We start from the raw sequence: 16,371 nt of genomic DNA, 5'->3' as shown, positions 1-16,371 counted from the left end.
AACGGCCGTCCGCCTACACTCCGGGCGGCGACGCGCGCGATGCGCGTCCAACAACACACCCCAAAACTGACCGGCGGCTACCGCCGCGACCACATGCTGAGCTGGATCTTCAAGAAATTCGGGCGCAAATCCGCCGACGCCACGGCCACCCCGTCTGCCGCCAAGTCAAAGGGCAAGCAGACAGCGAACGCACAGGCCCAGGCGGCCCAGGCCGAACGCGCAGTGGAGCAAAAAGCCGCGCAAAAGAGCCAGAAATTGGAGGCCGTAAAAGCCGCCAAGGCCGACTGGGCGCCCCGCCTGCAAGCCGCCATGGGCGACGACGCCGCCTTGCTGACCCTGGCTCAAACTGCCCCTTTGCTGGACATCAAACTCGCCGCCGTAGAAGCTCTCACCGGCGAAGCCGCCCTGAAGCAGGCCGAGCGCGAATTCCGCAGCCATGACCGACGCGTGCACCGGGTCGCCAAGACGCGCCTCGAAGCCGCCGTTGCCAGGCGCGAGGCCCGCGCGCAAGCGCAAACCTTGATTGCCAGCGCCACCGCGCTGAGCGCCGAGCCGCATTTGGCCATCAACGTTTTGGTCAGCCTGGACCGCGACTGGCAAGCACTCGATCCCGAACTCTTGGAACCGGCTCAGATTGAGCAGTTCCGAGGCCTGAGCGGGGCCTTGAACAGCAATTTGCGCCAGCGCAGCGAACTCGAGCAAGCGCTGCAACGCTGGACCGCCGACGCCACCCAATCACTCAACACTTGGGCGGAAGCCGCCGAGCAAGCGGCCGCTGCGGGCCTCAAGGATGACTTGAGCGCACAAGCCCAAGGCCTGCAGCAATTGCAACAGCGCTGCCCGGACCTTAGCGCGGCGGCCGGCAGCGCCGCTCATATCGCTTTGGTCGGAAACGTCGGCGAGGCCTTGCAAGCGCTCCAGCAAACCGAGGCACGTTTGACTTGGCTCGCAGCGCTGGACTCGGCCGATGCCGCACCGGCAGCCGAAACCAAACTCGACGTCGACCCAGAAGCCGGCTCGCCTGAGGCAACAGCGCCAACAGCGCCAAGCACCCCGTCCATCAAACAGCAGTGGCAGTTGATGGAACCCGTGGCGGACGCCAGCCTGTCTCGCCTGTTGAATCAGCGCTTCGAGCAATGGCTGCGCGCCCACGCGCCGGCTCAGCTGGATGATCAGCCGGCCGCTCAAACCGAGGCCTCGCCGAAGCCCAAGCGCAGCGCCGAAGCACGCAACAAGCGGCCCAGCCTGAGCAGCGCCAGCCCCGAGCAAACCGCGCAATTCCAAACCATTCTGGAGCAGGCCGAGGCCGATCAAGCGGCCGGGCTCTTGAGCGATATGCAGCAAAAGCTGCTGCAAATTGATGACCTGCTGCAGGGCGTCGATCCCGCCTCGCTGGCGGAGGCTCTGCGCGAGCGCCACCTGCCCTTGCTGGCCGAACGCAATCGCCTGCGGGACTGGGAGCAATGGGGCGGCGCACGCGCACTCGACGCCTTGGTGGCCGAGGCCGAAAGCCTTGCCGAAGCCACCGCCGCCGCTCAGGCCGCTGCCGCGCCGGCCGAGGCACAGCCCAATGTGGCCGCTGAGCCCGCCGACGACACAGTGGCCGAAGCCACAGCCGACGGCGAAGCTGTAGCTCCAAGCGCACCCGTCAAGCCAGCCAAGCTCAATCTGAAGGCTCAGCGTGAGGCCATCCAGGCCTTGCGCAAACGCTGGAAGGAAGTTGATCGCCTGAGTGCCGGCGCGGGCCAGGCGCTATGGCAGCGCTTTGACGCTGCCTTGCAAATCGCCAACCAGCCGGTGGCGGCGCAATTGGCCGAGCTCAAGATCGCCCGCGAAGCGAACTTGGCCAGCCGCGAGCTGCTCTTGGACCAGCTCGACGCCTTGCCCGAGGCCAGCGCCGACGCCGCCGGCGAAGCCGCCAGCGCGCAATGGAAGGAATGCCTGCGCGCCCTGTCCGCCTTTCAACTGGCCTGGCGCCAGCTGGGGCCGGTCGAGCACACCGTACCGATGGCCAATCGCGAAGCCCTGCTGCAGCGCCAGCGCGCCAGCCTGGACCGCATCGAATTGCCCTTGCAGCAAGCCCGCCGTGCCGCCGAGGCACAGCGCGAGCTGTTGATCAAGCGCGCCGAGGCCTTGCTGCAAGAGCTGCAGCAGAACCCGCAGCTGCGCGACGTAACGCAAAGGGTGCGTGACTTGCAAGCCGAGTGGCAGGAGCAAGCCCGCAGCCTGGCACTGGCTCGCCCGACCGAGAACGACTTGTGGAGCCGCTTCAAGGCCGCCACCGATGCGGTCTTCGCGCAGCGCTCGGCCGCCTTTGATGCCCGTGAAGAAGCGCAGGCGAGCAGCCTGGCCGAGTACGAAGCCAGCTTGCAACGCCTGATCGCCTTGACGGTCGAAACGCCTGACGCCGAAATTCGACGCACGCTGGCCGAGGTGGACCGAGCTTGGCGCCAAGGTGCCGAGTTGCCGCGCGCCGTGGCAAACGCCTTGGACGCGCGCTTGCAAGCCGCCCACGCCGCCGCAATGCAAATTCTCGACGGCCGCGGTCAATTGATTTGGCAGGCTCAGTGCGAGGCGCTGTCCGCCAAGCTGCGGCTGTGCGAGTCCAAAGAAGGCCAGCAGCCCGACGGTTCAGATGGTGCCGACGAGCTTGATTTCGCCACCCGCTGGGCCGCCCTTCCCGCTCTGCCCGCCGGTTGGGACTTGGCCTTGACGCAGCGCGCGCCGGCCAAGGTCGATCTTGACGACTTGCTTTTGCAATTGGAGGCCGCGCTGGATATGCCGGCGTCCGAGGCCATGCAGGCGGCCCGCCGTTTATTGAAGCTCAAGACGATGAAGGACGTGCTGGAAGGTCGGGCCTCAAGCCAGCAGGGCGCACTGCAACAGGCTGCCTGGCTGAGCACCGGCTTGCGAGCGAACAACTGCACGCCTGCCCAAGCCCAGCGGCTTCACGCGGTCATCGCAGCGCTGTCCAAGGCGCCGGCCGGCACTTTCGGCGCCTGAGTCGGCCCGGCATCGCCGCAGCCCGTCGCTCAATTCAGCGGCGCGGCTGCGCGCGGTGACGCAAGGCCTGCGCAGCGCCCCCAAGCGCTTCAACTTGCAGCCGCAACTGCTCGACCCTGCGCAGATGCAGCGGGTCCTGCTGATCGCCCGACAACTGCTCGCGCCGCCGCAGCCGCTCGCGCAGCGCGCGCTCTTTGGCTCGCACCAGCGCGCTCTCGCGCTCTAGTTCGTTTTGACTCATGCGCTTCCACGCCGGACGTTTCTCAGCCACCGCGCGCTCCCCTTTTGAATTCAGCCAAGCCCACCCCAGATGGGGCGCGGTCATCACTCTGAAGCCAAGGCCCGCAGCCGCGATGGCATGAGTGTTGAGTCCGACCATCTTTGACGTTGGAGCGCCCGGGTGAGCCAAAAGAGAAACAAAAGAGCGGCGAAAGGGAGATGAAACGCCGATCGGCTGGGCCGAACCGGGTTTGGCGCCGATTCCGTCCCTGAATATCGAACCCTGTTCACTTCGGCAACGCCTCCGCAGGCCCCACAACACCTTGGCGGTGATTCATCCCGCTGCGCATGTCCGGCCCGCCTTGAATTCCTAGAGTCAGTCTTGCCACATCGGACCTTAACGCCCAGCTCCGCAATCCCAGCGAGCGGACCCGATGTGCACAACTTTGATCTCAGGAGACCGATCCATGTACAAGAAAACCGCACTCGCACGCGCTTTGGCCCTGGCCTTGGGAGGCGCCGCTTTGGGCCTTGCCGTGCAAATCCCGGCCCAGGCCCAGTCCAACGCCACCGGCACCATCTATGGCCAAGTTGAATCGGCCGCTGACAGCACGGTGCTGCTGGAGAACAGCGCGACCGGCTTCAAGCGAACCCTCAGCCCCGACGCGCAGGGCCGCTATCAAGCCACATCGCTGCCCACCGGCGTCTACAAGGTCAGCGTGATGCGCAATGGCGCGGTCGTCAGCAGCCGGGAGGGCATCTTGGTCCAGGTCGGCAAGGGCAATGAAGTCTCCTTCCTAGATGGCGCCAAATTGGAAACCGTGCAGGTGATCGGACGCGCCAAAACCATTGACGTATCGACCGCCGACAACGGCGTCAGCTTCACCGCCAAACAACTCGACGCGCTCCCGATTCAAAAGACGGTCGAGGCCGTCATGCAGCTGGCACCCAACGCCACCCGCGGCGACTCGCGCTACAACGGCGCGGCCAGCCTGGGCGGCGGTGCCGCCTCGGAGAATTCCTTCTACATCAACGGCATGGTGGTGACCAACCCCAATACCGGCCTGGGCGCCTCGTCGCTGCCCTTCGGTGCGATCGAGCAAATGCAGGTCATCACCGGAGGTTTCGGTGCCGAGTTCGGCCGCTCAATGGGAGGTGTGGTCAACATCATCACCAAGAGCGGCAGCAATGACTGGGCGGCCGGCACGCTGCTCAGCGTCGCACCCAATGCCTTGCGCAGTCGCGCCAAGGACATCAACTACGCGGTCACCGGCAAGCCCGGCAATGAAGCCACCGACGGCAAACTGTTCCGCCTGCAGGATCAGAACACCCAGAGCGAGACTCAGATGGGCGCTTATGTCGGCGGCCCCCTGATCAAGGACAAGCTCTTCATGTTCGTCGCGGCGGATCAAAAGAACACGAATTCGAGCCGAGTTGATCTGCCCACCACCAGCGTGTCGAGCGGCAAATGGGGCTGGGCCGAGCGCGAAGACAAGACCACCCGCTACCTGGGCAAGTTCGACTGGAATCTGCATGAGGATCACCGCCTGGAGCTGACTCTGATTGGCGACAACTCGACCCGTGACCGCAAGGTCAGCGGCTTCGACTACCCCACGCTGACGCGCAAAGGCGCGCAAGCCACCGACTTCAGCGACCACTACAAAAACGAGTTCAATCAGACCCCGGTCGGCTCAGACGTTCAGTTCCTCAAGTACACCGGCAACCTCAGCAACGACCTGACGCTGACGGCCATGTACGGCCAGACCAAGACCGAGAAGATCAACACCTTTGCCTTCGGCGGGCCCACCGGCGGCAGCCAGTACTTTGTCGACGTCAACCCTGCCGGCACCGCACCGGGCGTCGTCTACAACAATCCGCAACCCCTGCTGAACAATGTGTTGCCCGATGGTTCGGTAGACAAAACCAAATCCTTCCGCCTCGACCTCGAGTACAAGCTGGGCCAACATTCCTTGCGCGCCGGCATGGACGTCAACCGCTTGAGCTCGCTGAACAACGGCGACATCAACCCCGGCGCCGGCACCTACCGTTACCGTAAATTGGCGAGCGCGGGCGACCCTACCGGCGGCAGCTTCCCCGGCGCAAAGCTCATCAGCGAGGGCCCGGGCGCCTTGGCAGCGGCAGGCTATTACGGCCGCGAGTTCAACTTCGCCTCGGTCACGAATGCCTACTCGGACACCTCGGCCTGGTATTTGGAAGACAAATTCCAAGTGAGCAAAAACTTCATGCTGGGCCTGGGTCTGCGCAGCGAGTCGTTCCAGAACAAGAACAACGAAAAGGAGGTGTTCCTGGAGCAAAAGAACCAGCTTTCACCGCGCTTGGCCGCCACTTGGGACGTCAACGGCGACGCCACGCTGAAGGTCTACGGTAGCGCAGGACGCTATTCGGTGCAGATGCCGACGCATTTGGCGGTGCGAGGTGCGGGCCCTTCCTCTTTCTTGTTCCAATACTTCACCTATACCGGCGTCAATCCGGACGGCTCACCCCAAGGGCGCTTCAACCTCACGCCCAAGTACAGCCCCGACGGCGAAGACGGCAGCAAGAAAGATCGCCAGACCCTGATGGTCGACAATATGAAGCCGAACAGCCAAGACGAAATTTCCTTCGGCTTTGAGAAGGCGCTGAGCAAGTCCTTCAATATTGGCGGCAAGGTCACCTACCGCAGGCTAACTTCGACCATCGATGACTATTGCGGCTATGGCGATGCGCTGCAGAAGTATGCCGATGACCACAAGATCGACACCAAAAACTGGATTGGCAGCGGTTCAGGTGTCTTATGCGTGCCCTTCAACCCGGGCGAAGATGCCACCTTTAACGTCGACTATGCCGGCACCAGGAGCAACTACACCAAGGTTACGGTGTCGGCCAAAGACATCGGTTTTGACAAACCCAAGCGCACCTTCTTTGCCTTTGACGTCTTCGCCGAACATCCGCTCAGCCAGGGTTGGTACGGCAAGCTCAGCTACGCCTACGCCGACAGCAAGGGCAATACCGAAGGCCAGACCCAATCCGACGTCGGCCAGACCGACATTGGCGAAACCCGCTCCTGGGATTACGCCGACCTGATGGAGCATTCCTATGGCCCGCTGCCTAACTCACGCAAGCATTCGTTTAAGGCTTATGGCTTTGTGCAGTTGAATGATATGTGGCAGCTCGGTGCCAACGCCTTGCTGGCCTCGGGTCGCCCGCGCAGCTGTTCGGGCAGCTACCCGAGCAAACCGAACTCGGGTTACGACTCGGGCTATCACTATTGCGACAAGCTGCCCTCGCCGCGCGGCTCGATTGGCAATCTGCCTTGGGACAAGCGCCTGGATGTCAATGTGGTGTTCAATCCGCCCGTCCTCAAGGGCTTGCAACTCAGAATGGACGTCTTCAATGTCTTGAACAACCAGATCGCTCAAAACGTTGATGAGGCCTACAACGTCGGCACCACCTTCACGCCGAACCCGACCTATGGCCGCGTGATCAGCTATACCGAGCCGCGCTATCTGAAGTTCTCGGTGCAGTACGACCACAAGTTCTGATACCGCTCTGACAGGTCGTTATTTGAAAAAAGAGAGGCCCGCTGATGCTGGCCTTTTTTCTTTGCTCCTGTTGCGACCAAGCTCTCCGGCCCGGCATCAAAACCGCGCCCGCACATCTTTCATGAAACGCTCGCTCACCGGCACCGTCTCCCCCGAACGCAAGGTGGCCCGGTAGGTGCCGTCGCCGGTCACTTCAAGACTGGTGAAGGCGTCGCACCGAACCAGAGCGGTGCGGTGCGCACGCATGAATTGCGCCTTCGGCAAGCGCAACTCCAAGGCACTCAAGGTGGACCGATGCAGCACAACACGCACGCCGGCAGCGCCCTGCAAATGCAACTCAACGTAATTGCCGGCGGCACTGATCCATTCGATATCGGCCATGGCAATCTTCTCCACCAAACCCACCGAGCGAACGGTCAAGAAGTCCAACTCCGGGCAGGCGTTGCCATTGGCCAGGCTGCCTTGCTCGCGCAAGAAGCCCCCCATGGACTCGGCATAGGCGGCATTTTGTTTGAGCGTCAAGGCCTGCTCGGCTCGCGCCAGCATGGCCGCGAAGCGCTGATCGTCAAAGGGCTTGAGCAAGTAGTCCAGCGCAAAGACGTCGAAAGCGGCCAAGGCATGTTCGTCATAAGCGGTGACAAAAACCACCAAGGGCGGCTTGGCCAAGCCGCACAGCTCGGCCGCGAAGCTGAGTCCGTTTTGACGCGGCATCTGAATATCCAGCAAGAGCAGATCGACCTCACGCTGCGCCATCGCGACGCGGGCCTCGGCGGCCCCGGCGCAAACACCGGCGCAGCGCCAGCGTGGATGATCCATCAGCGCCAGCTGCAAATTGCTGCGCGCCAGCGCCTCATCGTCAACGACCAAAACACGCCAAGGACTACTCATGCAACTCTCGCCAGGGAAGGATCAATTCGGTCTTGTAGCTGGCGCCTTGCGGGGTCGTGATCAGGCGGGCGGCATCGCCGTACAAAATCTGCAGCCGCTCGCGGGTTGCCGCCAAACCCAGGCCATGTCCACCCCGGTCCTGCGGGACAGCCGCGACCGGGTTGCGCAGCGTCAGGCGCATGCCGGCGTCGTCCCGCGCCAAATTCAACTCCACATAGCCCTCGCCGTCGCAAGCCTCCAGACCATGGCGTATCGCGTTCTCCACCAAGGGCTGGAACATCAAGGGTGGGCAAGCAACGTCCTCCCATGCGGCCTCGCTAACGTCCCAGCGCACGGACAGGCTTTCACCGTAACGCAGGCGCTGCAATTCCAAATAGTCGCGCATGAAACTGAGTTCGTCCTGCACGCTGACCCATTCGGTCTTGCTCGCTCGCAAGGCATAGCGCAGCAACTCACTGATGCGGGCCAAGGCGCTCAGGGCCAAGCTACGGTCATCACCCCGCACCAAGGCGGACACGCTATTGAGCGCATTGAACAGAAAATGCGGCTCCAATTGCCCTTGCAGCAAGAGCAAACGCAGGCGCAATTTATCCGTCTGCTCACGCTGCCAGGCCTTCTCGCGCTCGCGAGCATTCAGCTTGGCAACGATAAAGGCCTGTGCAAAGAATGCCCCGCTCGCCAACACCAGGTCGTAGAAAAACGAGTACCAGCGGTTTCTGAGAACGAATGCCCACCAAGCGTCCGGCAACTTGCCGCCGCGCAGCAACTCCAGCAACCAAAAATAGCCCAACCAAGCGAATGCGAACCCCGTCATGCTGAGCACAAAGATGCGCAACTGCTTCTCCGGGCTGGACCACGCTTGCGGCCGCTGCCAAGCATGCAGGGACAAAAACCAGGAGAGCAGGATGAAGGGCGGGAAGGCCGACCAGCTTGAGCGCAGCACTTGGACGAGCCCGAAACTATTTCGCCCCGCGTTGCTCGCATCGGTGACCTGAGCCAGCGCCATCAGCAGCCACATCACCATCCAAACCGCAGCGCAAACCAGCAAACGCTGCAAGGCCTTGCCGAGCAGCTGCCAGCGCGGCAACGCTAAAGCGCTGCGGGCTTGACGCATTGAGGCGTGGGCGGCCGAGGATGCTTTCAAAGTAACTTTCTACCGCACGAGCGGATGGCAAGCAAGGCGCTAGACAGGCGATTACGGGCACTTTATTCGATCCGCGCGCCGGCTTGCGGCAAGCCGATGCCTCGGCGGCGGGGTTTCATCCCAAACGAATCTCTGGGACAACGACTTTGCGCCACATTTAGCGCCGTCGAGACAAGCCACAGGCTTGAACCTTCATTTCTTCCATCCCCTCACCACGAGACCCCGATGCGCACAAAGTACTGCTTCAAACCTCTGCTGCCCTGCCTGTATGTGGCACTCAGTTTGCTCACCAGCGGCGGCGCCATCGCCGCGGCGGCTAAGGCGGATGCGGCTACGGCCGACCCGGCCGCCCAGTACGCAGCCCTGTCGAGCGAGACACGCCAGCTCGCGGAACGCTATCTCCAAGCCTATTTGCGCAAAGATTGGGCGACTTTGGAACCCTTGATGGCGGAGCAGATTCGCTTCCTCGACCCGACCGCCAAGCTCGTCTTTGGCGATGTTGATCAGCATGGCAAGCCAGCGCTGCTGAAATACTTTCACACGGTCTACCCCTATATCGACACCCACGAATTCAAGGTCGGCAGCAGCTTTGTGGCGGGCAACAAGGCCGTCTTTATCGCTGAAACCGACTGGTCGTTTGCCCACCCGGGCCTGCCAGTGGTGCGCAGCAAGGCCCCCATCATTTTGACGCTCACGGTGGAGGACGGGCGGGTCATCGAACATACGGAGATGGCCGATTTGCAGAGCTTTCTGAACCAGCGGCAAGCACTCAAAAAGCCCTGATCTCAGGCAACTTGAGACAAGCCGGCCCGTCCTGTGTATGCTGGCCGGCGCTGCGTTGAATCCGCGCGCAGCAACCAAGAACCCCCTCCTCTGCTAGGAATTTCGATGATCAAACTGACCGTCAACGGCAAGCCCGCCAGCGTGGATGCCGACCCCGATATGCCACTGCTCTGGGCGCTGCGGGAAGACCTGCAGCTGACGGGCAGCAAGTTCGGTTGCGGCATGGGCCTGTGTGGCGCCTGCACCGTGCATTTGGACGGCCAGCCTGTGCGCGCCTGCAGCCTGCCTTTGTCCGCTGCGGCGGGCAAGAAGATCACCACGATTGAAGGCATCTCTGCCAGCAAGACCGGCAAGGTGGTGCAAGCCGCCTGGGTCAAGATCGACGTGCCGCAATGTGGCTACTGCCAGAGCGGCCAGATCATGAGCGCCTGCGCGCTGCTGGCCGCCAAAAAGTCACCCAGCGATGCCGACATCGACCAGGCCATGAGCGGCAATATCTGCCGCTGCGGCACCTATAACCAGGTGCGCGCCGCCATCCATGACGCCTCGGCGACGCTGAAGAAAGGGGCCTGAAGATGGACACTCTGCAAACCTCCCGCCGTGGCTTCCTGAAGAGCAGCGCCGGCAGCGCCTTGATGCTGTCTTTCGCCCTCCCCCTGGCCCCAAAGCGTGCGCTCGCCGAGTCGGTCAGCAATACCTTTGCGCCCAGTGCTTGGCTGCGCATCACGCCGGACAGCCGCGTCACCGTGCTCTGCGGCTCGTCCGAGATGGGCCAGGGCGTGCTGACCGCCATCCCGATGCTGGTGGCCGAGGAATTGGACGCCGACTGGGCGCGGGTCGGCGTCGAGCAAGCGCCGGCCGATGCGGCCTTCAACAACCCGCTGTTCGGCATGCAAGGCACCGGCGGCAGCACCACCGTGCGCGCGCATTGGACGCCGCTGCGCCAGGCGGGCGCTGCGGCCCGCGAGATGCTGGTGGCGGCGGCGGCCGAGTTGTGGAAAGTTGATGCGGCGATGCTGCGCACCGAGCGCGGCCATGTCATCGGCCCCGGCGGCAAGAAGCTCGCCTATGGGGCCCTAGTCGAGCATGCCTCCAGGCAGCCGGTGCCAAGCGCGCCGAAGTTGAAGGACAGCAAGAACTTCAAGATTCTGGGCAAGCCGACCCGCCGCATCGACAGTGCGGCCAAAGTGAACGGTACGGCGCAGTTCGGCATCGATACCCATGTCGAGGGCCTGCTCGTCGCGGTGATGGCGCGCGCGCCGGCGGCCGGCGCCAAGCTCAAGAGCAGTGACGAAGCGGCGGCCCGCGCCGTCAAGGGTGTCAGTCATGTAATCAACTTGGACAACGGCGTGGCCGTGTTGGCGAGCGGCTTTTGGGCGGCCAAAAAAGGTCGCGCGGCCCTGAATGCGCAATGGGATCTAGGCGCCGGCGCCGAGCTGTCGACGGCCAAGGTCTCCAGCATGCTGAGCGAGGCGGCCAGCAATGCCGGCGCGGTCGCGGTCGATAGCGGCAACCTGAAAGACGCCGCCGCCAATTCAAGCGCGCAACTGAGCGCCACTTACGAAGTGCCCTACTTGGCCCATGCCTGTATGGAGCCGCTGAACTGCACCGCCTGGGTGCGCGAGGGCGCGGCCACGGTCTGGCTCGGCACCCAAGGTCAGGGGCCCACGCAGCAAATCGTCGCCCAAATTGCCGGCGTGCCGATCGACAAGGTGCAGGTCCACACCAGCTTGCTGGGGGGTGGTTTTGGGCGCCGTTTTGCGCATGACTTCACCATCAGCGCGACGCTCTTGTCCAAGCTCAGCGGCCACCCGGTCAAGCTGATCTACGAACGCGAAGACGATATGGCGGCGGGCTTCTACCGGCCGGCCTCGGTGGTCAAGTTCGAGGGCGCGCTCGATGACAAGGGCCGGGTGAGCCTCTTGCGCGCCGACATCGGATGCCCCTCCATCATGGCCGGCTCCGGCTTCATGAAGTTGCCGGCCAGCGGTGTCGATGCGATGGCGGTCGAGGGTTTGGCCGACCACCATTACGAGATCCCCAACCAGCGCATTGCCTATGGTCAGGCCGAACCGGGCCCGCAGGTCTGGTTCTGGCGTTCGGTCGGGCATTCGCAAAACGTCTTTTTCCTGGAGAGTTTTGTCGACGAAATGGCCGCTGCGGCCAAGGCCGACCCGCTGCAGTTCCGCCTGCAAATGCTGTCCAAGCAGCCGCGCCTGCGTGCCGTGCTGGAGCTGGCAGCAAGCAAGGCAGGCTGGGGAAAATCGGCCGCCAAGGGCATCTTCCGCGGCATTGCGGTGGCCGAGAGCTTTGGCAGTTATGTGGCCGAGGTCGCCGAGGTCAGCATCGCCAAGGACGGCACGCCCAAGGTGCACCGCGTCGTCGCGGCGGTGGACTGCGGCCTAACGGTCAACCCCTTGACCATCACGCACCAGATCGAAAGCGCGATCTGCTACGGCCTCTCGGCGGCGCTCTACGGCCAAATCACGTACAAGGAAGGGCGCGTCGAGCAGGGCAACTTCCATGACTACCCGGTCTTGCGCATGAGCGAGATGCCCAAGGTGGAAGTGCATATCCTGCCCAGCAGCGAAGCGCCCGGCGGCATCGGCGAGCCCGGCACCCCGCCGATCGCGCCGGCCGTCACCAACGCGATCTTCGCCGCCACCGGCGTACGCGTGCGCAAGCTGCCGATCGACATCGGCTTGCTGAAGAAAGCCTAATGCCTCAAGCGGGCGGATAGCCCTCTTCGGTCAAGGCCGCGACGAACAGTTCGCGGCCTTTTTCGCTTTCGACCCGCAGGATTCTGGCCTCTCGGTCAAATTCCAGTTTGGCGGAAGAGTCCAAGGCCTGAACCGTCTTGGTGATGGCGGCCACACAATGGCCGCAAGTCATATCGGGGAGTTTGAATTCGTACATGGAGGGAATTTTTTGGTTGAACAGGGCTGAGCATAAACCGGCGCGCGAGCGGCGTGTAAGGGTCAGGTCTTGCCTGTATGGTTGAGGTGGCCGCCCGGCACGATGCCGGGCAAGCAATTCAGCCGAAGCGAAGCGAAACGGATCGGATCGGATCGGATCGGCCCAAGGCCAAGTCTGCGCAAAGAGAGCTTGACCTGCCCATCGTGGCAAGCCTTAGTATCCCGCCATGATGAATCCCTCGAACATCCAGTCCCTCACAATCCCCGTCGCCGGCATGACCTGCGCTTCCTGCGTCAAACGGGTGGAAAAAGCCTTGCTGCGGGTGCCCGGCGTAAGCGGGGCGGAGGTCAACTTGGCGACCGAGACGGCCAGCGTCAGCGGCTCCGCCGCCTTGACTCTGGCGCCACTGCGCGAAGCCGTCGAGGCGGCCGGCTATAGCCTGCCGGAACAAACGCTAAGCCTGCAAATCAGCGGCATGACCTGCGCCTCTTGCGTCGGCCGGGTCGAGCGGGCGCTGCTCAAGCTGCCCGGCGTCTTGTCGGCCGAAGTCAATCTGGCGACCGAGTCGGCCAGCATCCACATGCTCAGCACGGTCAACCCGCAGGCGCTGATTGCGACCATCGCCAAGGCCGGCTACGACGCCCGTCTGCCTGCCGCGGACGCCGAGACCGCCGAGCCCAAACCCGCGTGGCAGCACAGCGGCTGGCCGGTGCTGATCGCCGCGCTGCTGTCCGCGCCGCTGGTGCTGCCCATGGCCGGCCTGCTGCTGGGTCAGCATTGGATGCTGAATGGCTACTGGCAGCTCGCCTTGACGCTGCCGGTGCAGTTCTGGCTGGGCGCGCGCTTTTACAAGGCCGGCTGGGCCGCGCTGCGTGCCGCCAGCGGCAATATGGATTTGCTCGTCGCCCTGGGTACCAGCGCGGCCTTTGCCTTGTCGGTCTACGAGCTCTGGCTGCATGGCCCGCACACGATGCAGCTGTACTTCGAGTCGGCGGCGGTCGTCATCACCCTGGTGCTGCTGGGCAAATGGCTGGAGGCACGCGCCAAGCGGCAAACTACGGAAGCGATTCGCGCGCTCAAAAAGCTGCAGCCCGAAACCGCCCGCGTGCGCCGCGCCGGCGTCGAAGCGGAGCTGCCGCTGGGCCAGCTGCGCCTGGGCGACCTCGTGGTGGTGCGGCCGGGTGAACGCATCCCGGTCGACGGCGAGGTGCTGGAAGGCGCCTCCCATGTGGATGAATCGCTGATCACCGGCGAAAGCCTAGCGGTCAGCAAAGGGCTCAAAGACAAGGTCGTTGGCGGCGCCATCAATGGCGAGGGCCTGCTCTTGTTGCGCGTGACGGCCCTGGGTGCGGAGTCGACGCTGGCGCGCATTGTTCGCCTGGTCGAGTCGGCGCAGGCCAAAAAGGCGCCGATTCAGCGCATGGTCGACCAGGTCAGCGCCGTCTTCGTGCCGGTCGTGATAGTCGTGGCCCTGCTCACTTGGCTGGGCTGGGGCCTTATGGCCGGCGACTGGGAGCGAGCGCTGCTGAACGCGGTGGCGGTGCTGGTGATTGCCTGCCCTTGTGCGCTGGGCCTGGCCACACCGACGGCCATCATGGCCGGCACCGGCGTGGCGGCGCTGCATGGCATTCTGATCAAGGACGCCGAGGCGCTGGAGTTGGCCGCGCGGCTCGATGTGGTGGCCTTCGACAAGACCGGCACGCTGACCGTCGGTAAGCCCCAGCTGGCGGCCTTGCTGGCTGCGCCCGGCATCGATGAAGCGCAATTGCTGGCCTGGGCCGCCGCGCTGCAAGCGGGCAGCGAACATCCGCTCGCCCATGCGGTGGCCGAGGCCGCCGCGGCCCGCAAGCTGGCAATCCCCCCGGCCGCTGCCATGCGGGCGGTGGCCGGACGCGGCGTGGCCGCCACATTGATGGCCAGCGAAGGCCAGACCTTGGACCTGCGCCTGGGCAGCAGCCGCTTCATGCAGGAATTGGGCGTGGCGACCGGGGCCTTGCAGACCCAGGCCGATGCGCTGCAGCAGCAAGGCCGCACGGTGTCGTGGTTAGCGGATGTGTCGGACACCGCCACGGCACCGCGTCTCTTGGGTCTGCTGGCCTTTGGTGACAGCATCAAGCCCACGGCTGCGGCGGCCGTACAGGCCTTGCACAGGATGGGGGTACGCACCGTCATGCTCAGCGGCGATAACGCCGGCAGCGCAAACCAGGTCGGCCGCCAACTCGGCATTGACGAGGTCCGTGCCGAGGTGCTGCCCGAAGACAAGGCGCGCATCGTGGCGGAACTCAGAAACGGCGGCCGCCAATGCGTGGCCATGGTCGGCGACGGCATCAACGACGCACCCGCGCTGGCCGCCGCCGATGTGGGCTTGGCCATGTCCACCGGCACCGATGTGGCGATGGCGGCGGCCGGCATCACCCTGATGCATGGCGACCCGGCGCTGGTGGCACAGGCGATTGATTTGTCACGCCGCACCGTCGCCAAGATTAGGCAAAACCTGTTCTGGGCCTTTGCCTACAACGTGGTCGGCATTCCGCTGGCGGCCTTCGGCTACCTGAACCCGGTGATTGCGGGGGCGGCGATGGCGCTGTCCAGCGTCTCGGTGGTCAGCAATGCCTTGCTGTTAAAGCGCTGGAAGGCTTGAGGGGCGAACTCATTGCGCGCGGACAATTAATGTTGGACGCGCAAAGAGCCTTCTGTTTGCATCTCGGTCAAGCCCTCGTCCAACTGCTGAAGGCTTAACTCCGCCTTGGGCGACAGGGCGCAGCGCAGATCCATTTTTTCTATTACCAAGGGCGGGTGCAGGGCCACAGCGAAGCCGCCCTCTCGGCGCCGGTAGTCCAGATAACTGCGGCTGACGATCGCGTGCGAAATGCGTTTGGCGGCAAGCCGACGCAGCAAGGCCTCGGCGTCCGGCCCATCATCGCGAACAAACTGCGCCCCCAGCTGAAGCTCCAGCGCCACGTAACGGAAACCGGCGATGCTGCCGATGGACTGCCCGGCCAGATCGCTCAAACGCTGCGGCGCCGGAACATCGGCGCGGCTGATGAGCAACTCCATGTGTTGAGCCACTGGGCGGCTCCACTGGAACGGCCCCGGCAACCAACCCTGGGCATAACCGCAGATCAAATCGGCTTGGCCGCTCTCCAAGGTCTGGCCAATCCGCTTGCGCGCCACCGGCACAAATTTCGCCTCCCGCTTCAGATGGCGGGCCAACTCGACACCCAGCTCGAAACTGAGGCCGGACTTGAGCTCGCCGTTCTCGAACTTTGCATAGGGCAAGGAGACGCTGGTGTCGACAATGAATCGCAGCGGCGACGCAGCTGCCGGCAAACAAGACAGGCTCGCAAGAAAGCAAAAAAGCGCGGCGCGCATGGACATCATCAAAGGGCTGAAGGTCAAAATAGGCAACGACCAAGGATACAGCAGCCGCCGGACCGTAGGCTAGGATGACCCATCTCCAAAACCCGTTCATTGGCAACATGATCACGGTCTACCTGCGTTACGTCATCGACCCCTACAAACTCGCCGAGTTCGAGCATTACGGTCGCCTCTGGATTCCGCTGGTTCAACGCTTCGGCGGGCAACATCACGGCTATTTTTTGCCCTCCGAAGGGGCCAACAATATTGCGCTGGCGATGTTCAGCTTCGCCAGCCTCGCCAAATACGAGAAGTACCGACAAGGCTCGGCCGAGGACGCCGACTGCAAAGCGGCCTTCCGTTACGCCGAACAGACCCGCTGCATCCTCAGCTACGAGCGAAGCTTCTTCAGGCCGGTGTTTGCCTGAGCGAGCCACCCGACATCGGCAAGCCAGGTCGATCGATCTGACGGAATTCTTCAAGCCCACCGCGCCAAGCCAGACGCCGATCTGAGCGAAG

The 16,371-nt window shown here is 63.7% G+C and carries 12 protein-coding genes; 7 read left to right on the top strand and 5 right to left on the bottom strand.

Translation table 11 applies throughout. From position 1 onward, the window contains the following. The first annotated feature begins 39 nt into the window (after nt 1-39). Nucleotides 40-3,003 (top strand): DUF349 domain-containing protein, encoded by a 2,964-nt coding sequence (locus LNV07_RS17230; RefSeq protein WP_263572399.1) that lies wholly within the window; start codon nt 40-42, stop codon nt 3,001-3,003. A 34-nt stretch (nt 3,004-3,037) separates the two neighbouring features. On the opposite strand, the gene LNV07_RS17225 is transcribed toward LNV07_RS17230, so the two are convergent. Next, nucleotides 3,038-3,274, bottom strand: a complete 237-nt coding sequence (locus LNV07_RS17225) for a hypothetical protein (RefSeq protein ID WP_263572398.1) — start codon at nt 3,272-3,274, stop codon at nt 3,038-3,040. A gap of 415 nt (nt 3,275-3,689) precedes the next feature. On the opposite strand from LNV07_RS17225, the gene LNV07_RS17220 reads away from it, so the two are divergent. Next, nucleotides 3,690-6,764, top strand: coding sequence for a TonB-dependent receptor (locus LNV07_RS17220; RefSeq protein ID WP_263572397.1), 3,075 nt, complete (start codon nt 3,690-3,692; stop codon nt 6,762-6,764). 96 nt (nt 6,765-6,860) lie between these two features. On the opposite strand, the gene LNV07_RS17215 is transcribed toward LNV07_RS17220, so the two are convergent. Next, on the bottom strand, nt 6,861-7,652 hold the full coding sequence (locus LNV07_RS17215) for a LytR/AlgR family response regulator transcription factor (RefSeq protein ID WP_263572396.1): 792 nt from the start codon (nt 7,650-7,652) through the stop codon (nt 6,861-6,863). Then, complete coding sequence (locus LNV07_RS17210; protein ID WP_263572395.1) at nt 7,645-8,766, bottom strand: sensor histidine kinase; 1,122 nt, start codon at nt 8,764-8,766, stop codon at nt 7,645-7,647. The genes LNV07_RS17215 and LNV07_RS17210 overlap by 8 nt, the downstream gene beginning before the upstream one ends. A 255-nt stretch (nt 8,767-9,021) precedes the next feature. Here LNV07_RS17210 and LNV07_RS17205 point away from each other — a divergent pair, with 255 nt between their 5' ends. The 3 genes from LNV07_RS17205 (at nt 9,022) to LNV07_RS17195 (ending at nt 12,299) form a co-directional block, all read left to right on the top strand. Then, nucleotides 9,022-9,579 carry a nuclear transport factor 2 family protein gene (locus tag LNV07_RS17205; protein WP_263572394.1) on the top strand — a complete coding sequence of 186 codons (558 nt, stop codon included), beginning with the start codon at nt 9,022-9,024 and terminating at the stop codon, nt 9,577-9,579. Nucleotides 9,580-9,684: 105 nt separating this feature from the next. Then, nucleotides 9,685-10,152, top strand: a complete 468-nt coding sequence (locus LNV07_RS17200) for a (2Fe-2S)-binding protein (protein WP_263572393.1) — start codon at nt 9,685-9,687, stop codon at nt 10,150-10,152. Between the two features lie 2 nt (nt 10,153-10,154). Next, nucleotides 10,155-12,299, top strand: coding sequence for a xanthine dehydrogenase family protein molybdopterin-binding subunit (locus tag LNV07_RS17195; protein ID WP_263572392.1), 2,145 nt, complete (start codon nt 10,155-10,157; stop codon nt 12,297-12,299). A gap of 4 nt (nt 12,300-12,303) precedes the next feature. Here LNV07_RS17195 and LNV07_RS17190 read toward each other — a convergent pair whose 3' ends face one another. After that, entirely contained in the window at nt 12,304-12,495 is a 192-nt protein-coding gene (locus LNV07_RS17190) for a heavy-metal-associated domain-containing protein (protein ID WP_263572391.1), read from the bottom strand. A 229-nt stretch (nt 12,496-12,724) separates the two neighbouring features. Here LNV07_RS17190 and LNV07_RS17185 point away from each other — a divergent pair, with 229 nt between their 5' ends. Continuing rightward, entirely contained in the window at nt 12,725-15,136 is a 2,412-nt protein-coding gene (locus LNV07_RS17185; protein ID WP_263572390.1) for a heavy metal translocating P-type ATPase, read from the top strand. Nucleotides 15,137-15,162: 26 nt separating this feature from the next. Here the strand turns inward: LNV07_RS17185 and LNV07_RS17180 are convergent, their stop codons facing one another. Further along, entirely contained in the window at nt 15,163-15,867 is a 705-nt protein-coding gene (locus LNV07_RS17180; protein WP_263572389.1) for a substrate-binding periplasmic protein, read from the bottom strand. A 107-nt stretch (nt 15,868-15,974) separates the two neighbouring features. Between LNV07_RS17180 and LNV07_RS17175 the strand changes: the two genes are divergently transcribed. After that, the gene (locus LNV07_RS17175) at nt 15,975-16,280 is read left to right on the top strand and encodes an NIPSNAP family protein (protein WP_263572388.1); all 306 of its coding nucleotides are present in this window, start codon (nt 15,975-15,977) and stop codon (nt 16,278-16,280) included. The last annotated feature ends 91 nt before the right edge of the window (nt 16,281-16,371 follow it).

Source organism: Roseateles oligotrophus, from assembly GCF_025717515.1.
Taxonomy (GTDB): Bacteria; Pseudomonadota; Gammaproteobacteria; order Burkholderiales; family Burkholderiaceae_C; genus Paucibacter_A; species Paucibacter_A oligotrophus.
Note: the sequence above shows the minus strand (reverse complement) of the source record. Positions and strands in the feature narration are given on the sequence as shown.

Coding starts and splice junctions, on each gene's coding strand:
- LNV07_RS17190 (WP_263572391.1), bottom strand. CDS start 12,495: ATGTACGAATTCAAACTCCCCGATATGACTTGCGGCCATTGTGTGGCC.
- LNV07_RS17180 (WP_263572389.1), bottom strand. CDS start 15,867: ATGCGCGCCGCGCTTTTTTGCTTTCTTGCGAGCCTGTCTTGTTTGCCG.
- LNV07_RS17185 (WP_263572390.1), top strand. CDS start 12,725: ATGAATCCCTCGAACATCCAGTCCCTCACAATCCCCGTCGCCGGCATG.
- LNV07_RS17175 (WP_263572388.1), top strand. CDS start 15,975: ATGATCACGGTCTACCTGCGTTACGTCATCGACCCCTACAAACTCGCC.
- LNV07_RS17215 (WP_263572396.1), bottom strand. CDS start 7,652: ATGAGTAGTCCTTGGCGTGTTTTGGTCGTTGACGATGAGGCGCTGGCG.
- LNV07_RS17220 (WP_263572397.1), top strand. CDS start 3,690: ATGTACAAGAAAACCGCACTCGCACGCGCTTTGGCCCTGGCCTTGGGA.
- LNV07_RS17230 (WP_263572399.1), top strand. CDS start 40: ATGCGCGTCCAACAACACACCCCAAAACTGACCGGCGGCTACCGCCGC.
- LNV07_RS17210 (WP_263572395.1), bottom strand. CDS start 8,766: ATGCGTCAAGCCCGCAGCGCTTTAGCGTTGCCGCGCTGGCAGCTGCTC.
- LNV07_RS17205 (WP_263572394.1), top strand. CDS start 9,022: ATGCGCACAAAGTACTGCTTCAAACCTCTGCTGCCCTGCCTGTATGTG.
- LNV07_RS17195 (WP_263572392.1), top strand. CDS start 10,155: ATGGACACTCTGCAAACCTCCCGCCGTGGCTTCCTGAAGAGCAGCGCC.
- LNV07_RS17200 (WP_263572393.1), top strand. CDS start 9,685: ATGATCAAACTGACCGTCAACGGCAAGCCCGCCAGCGTGGATGCCGAC.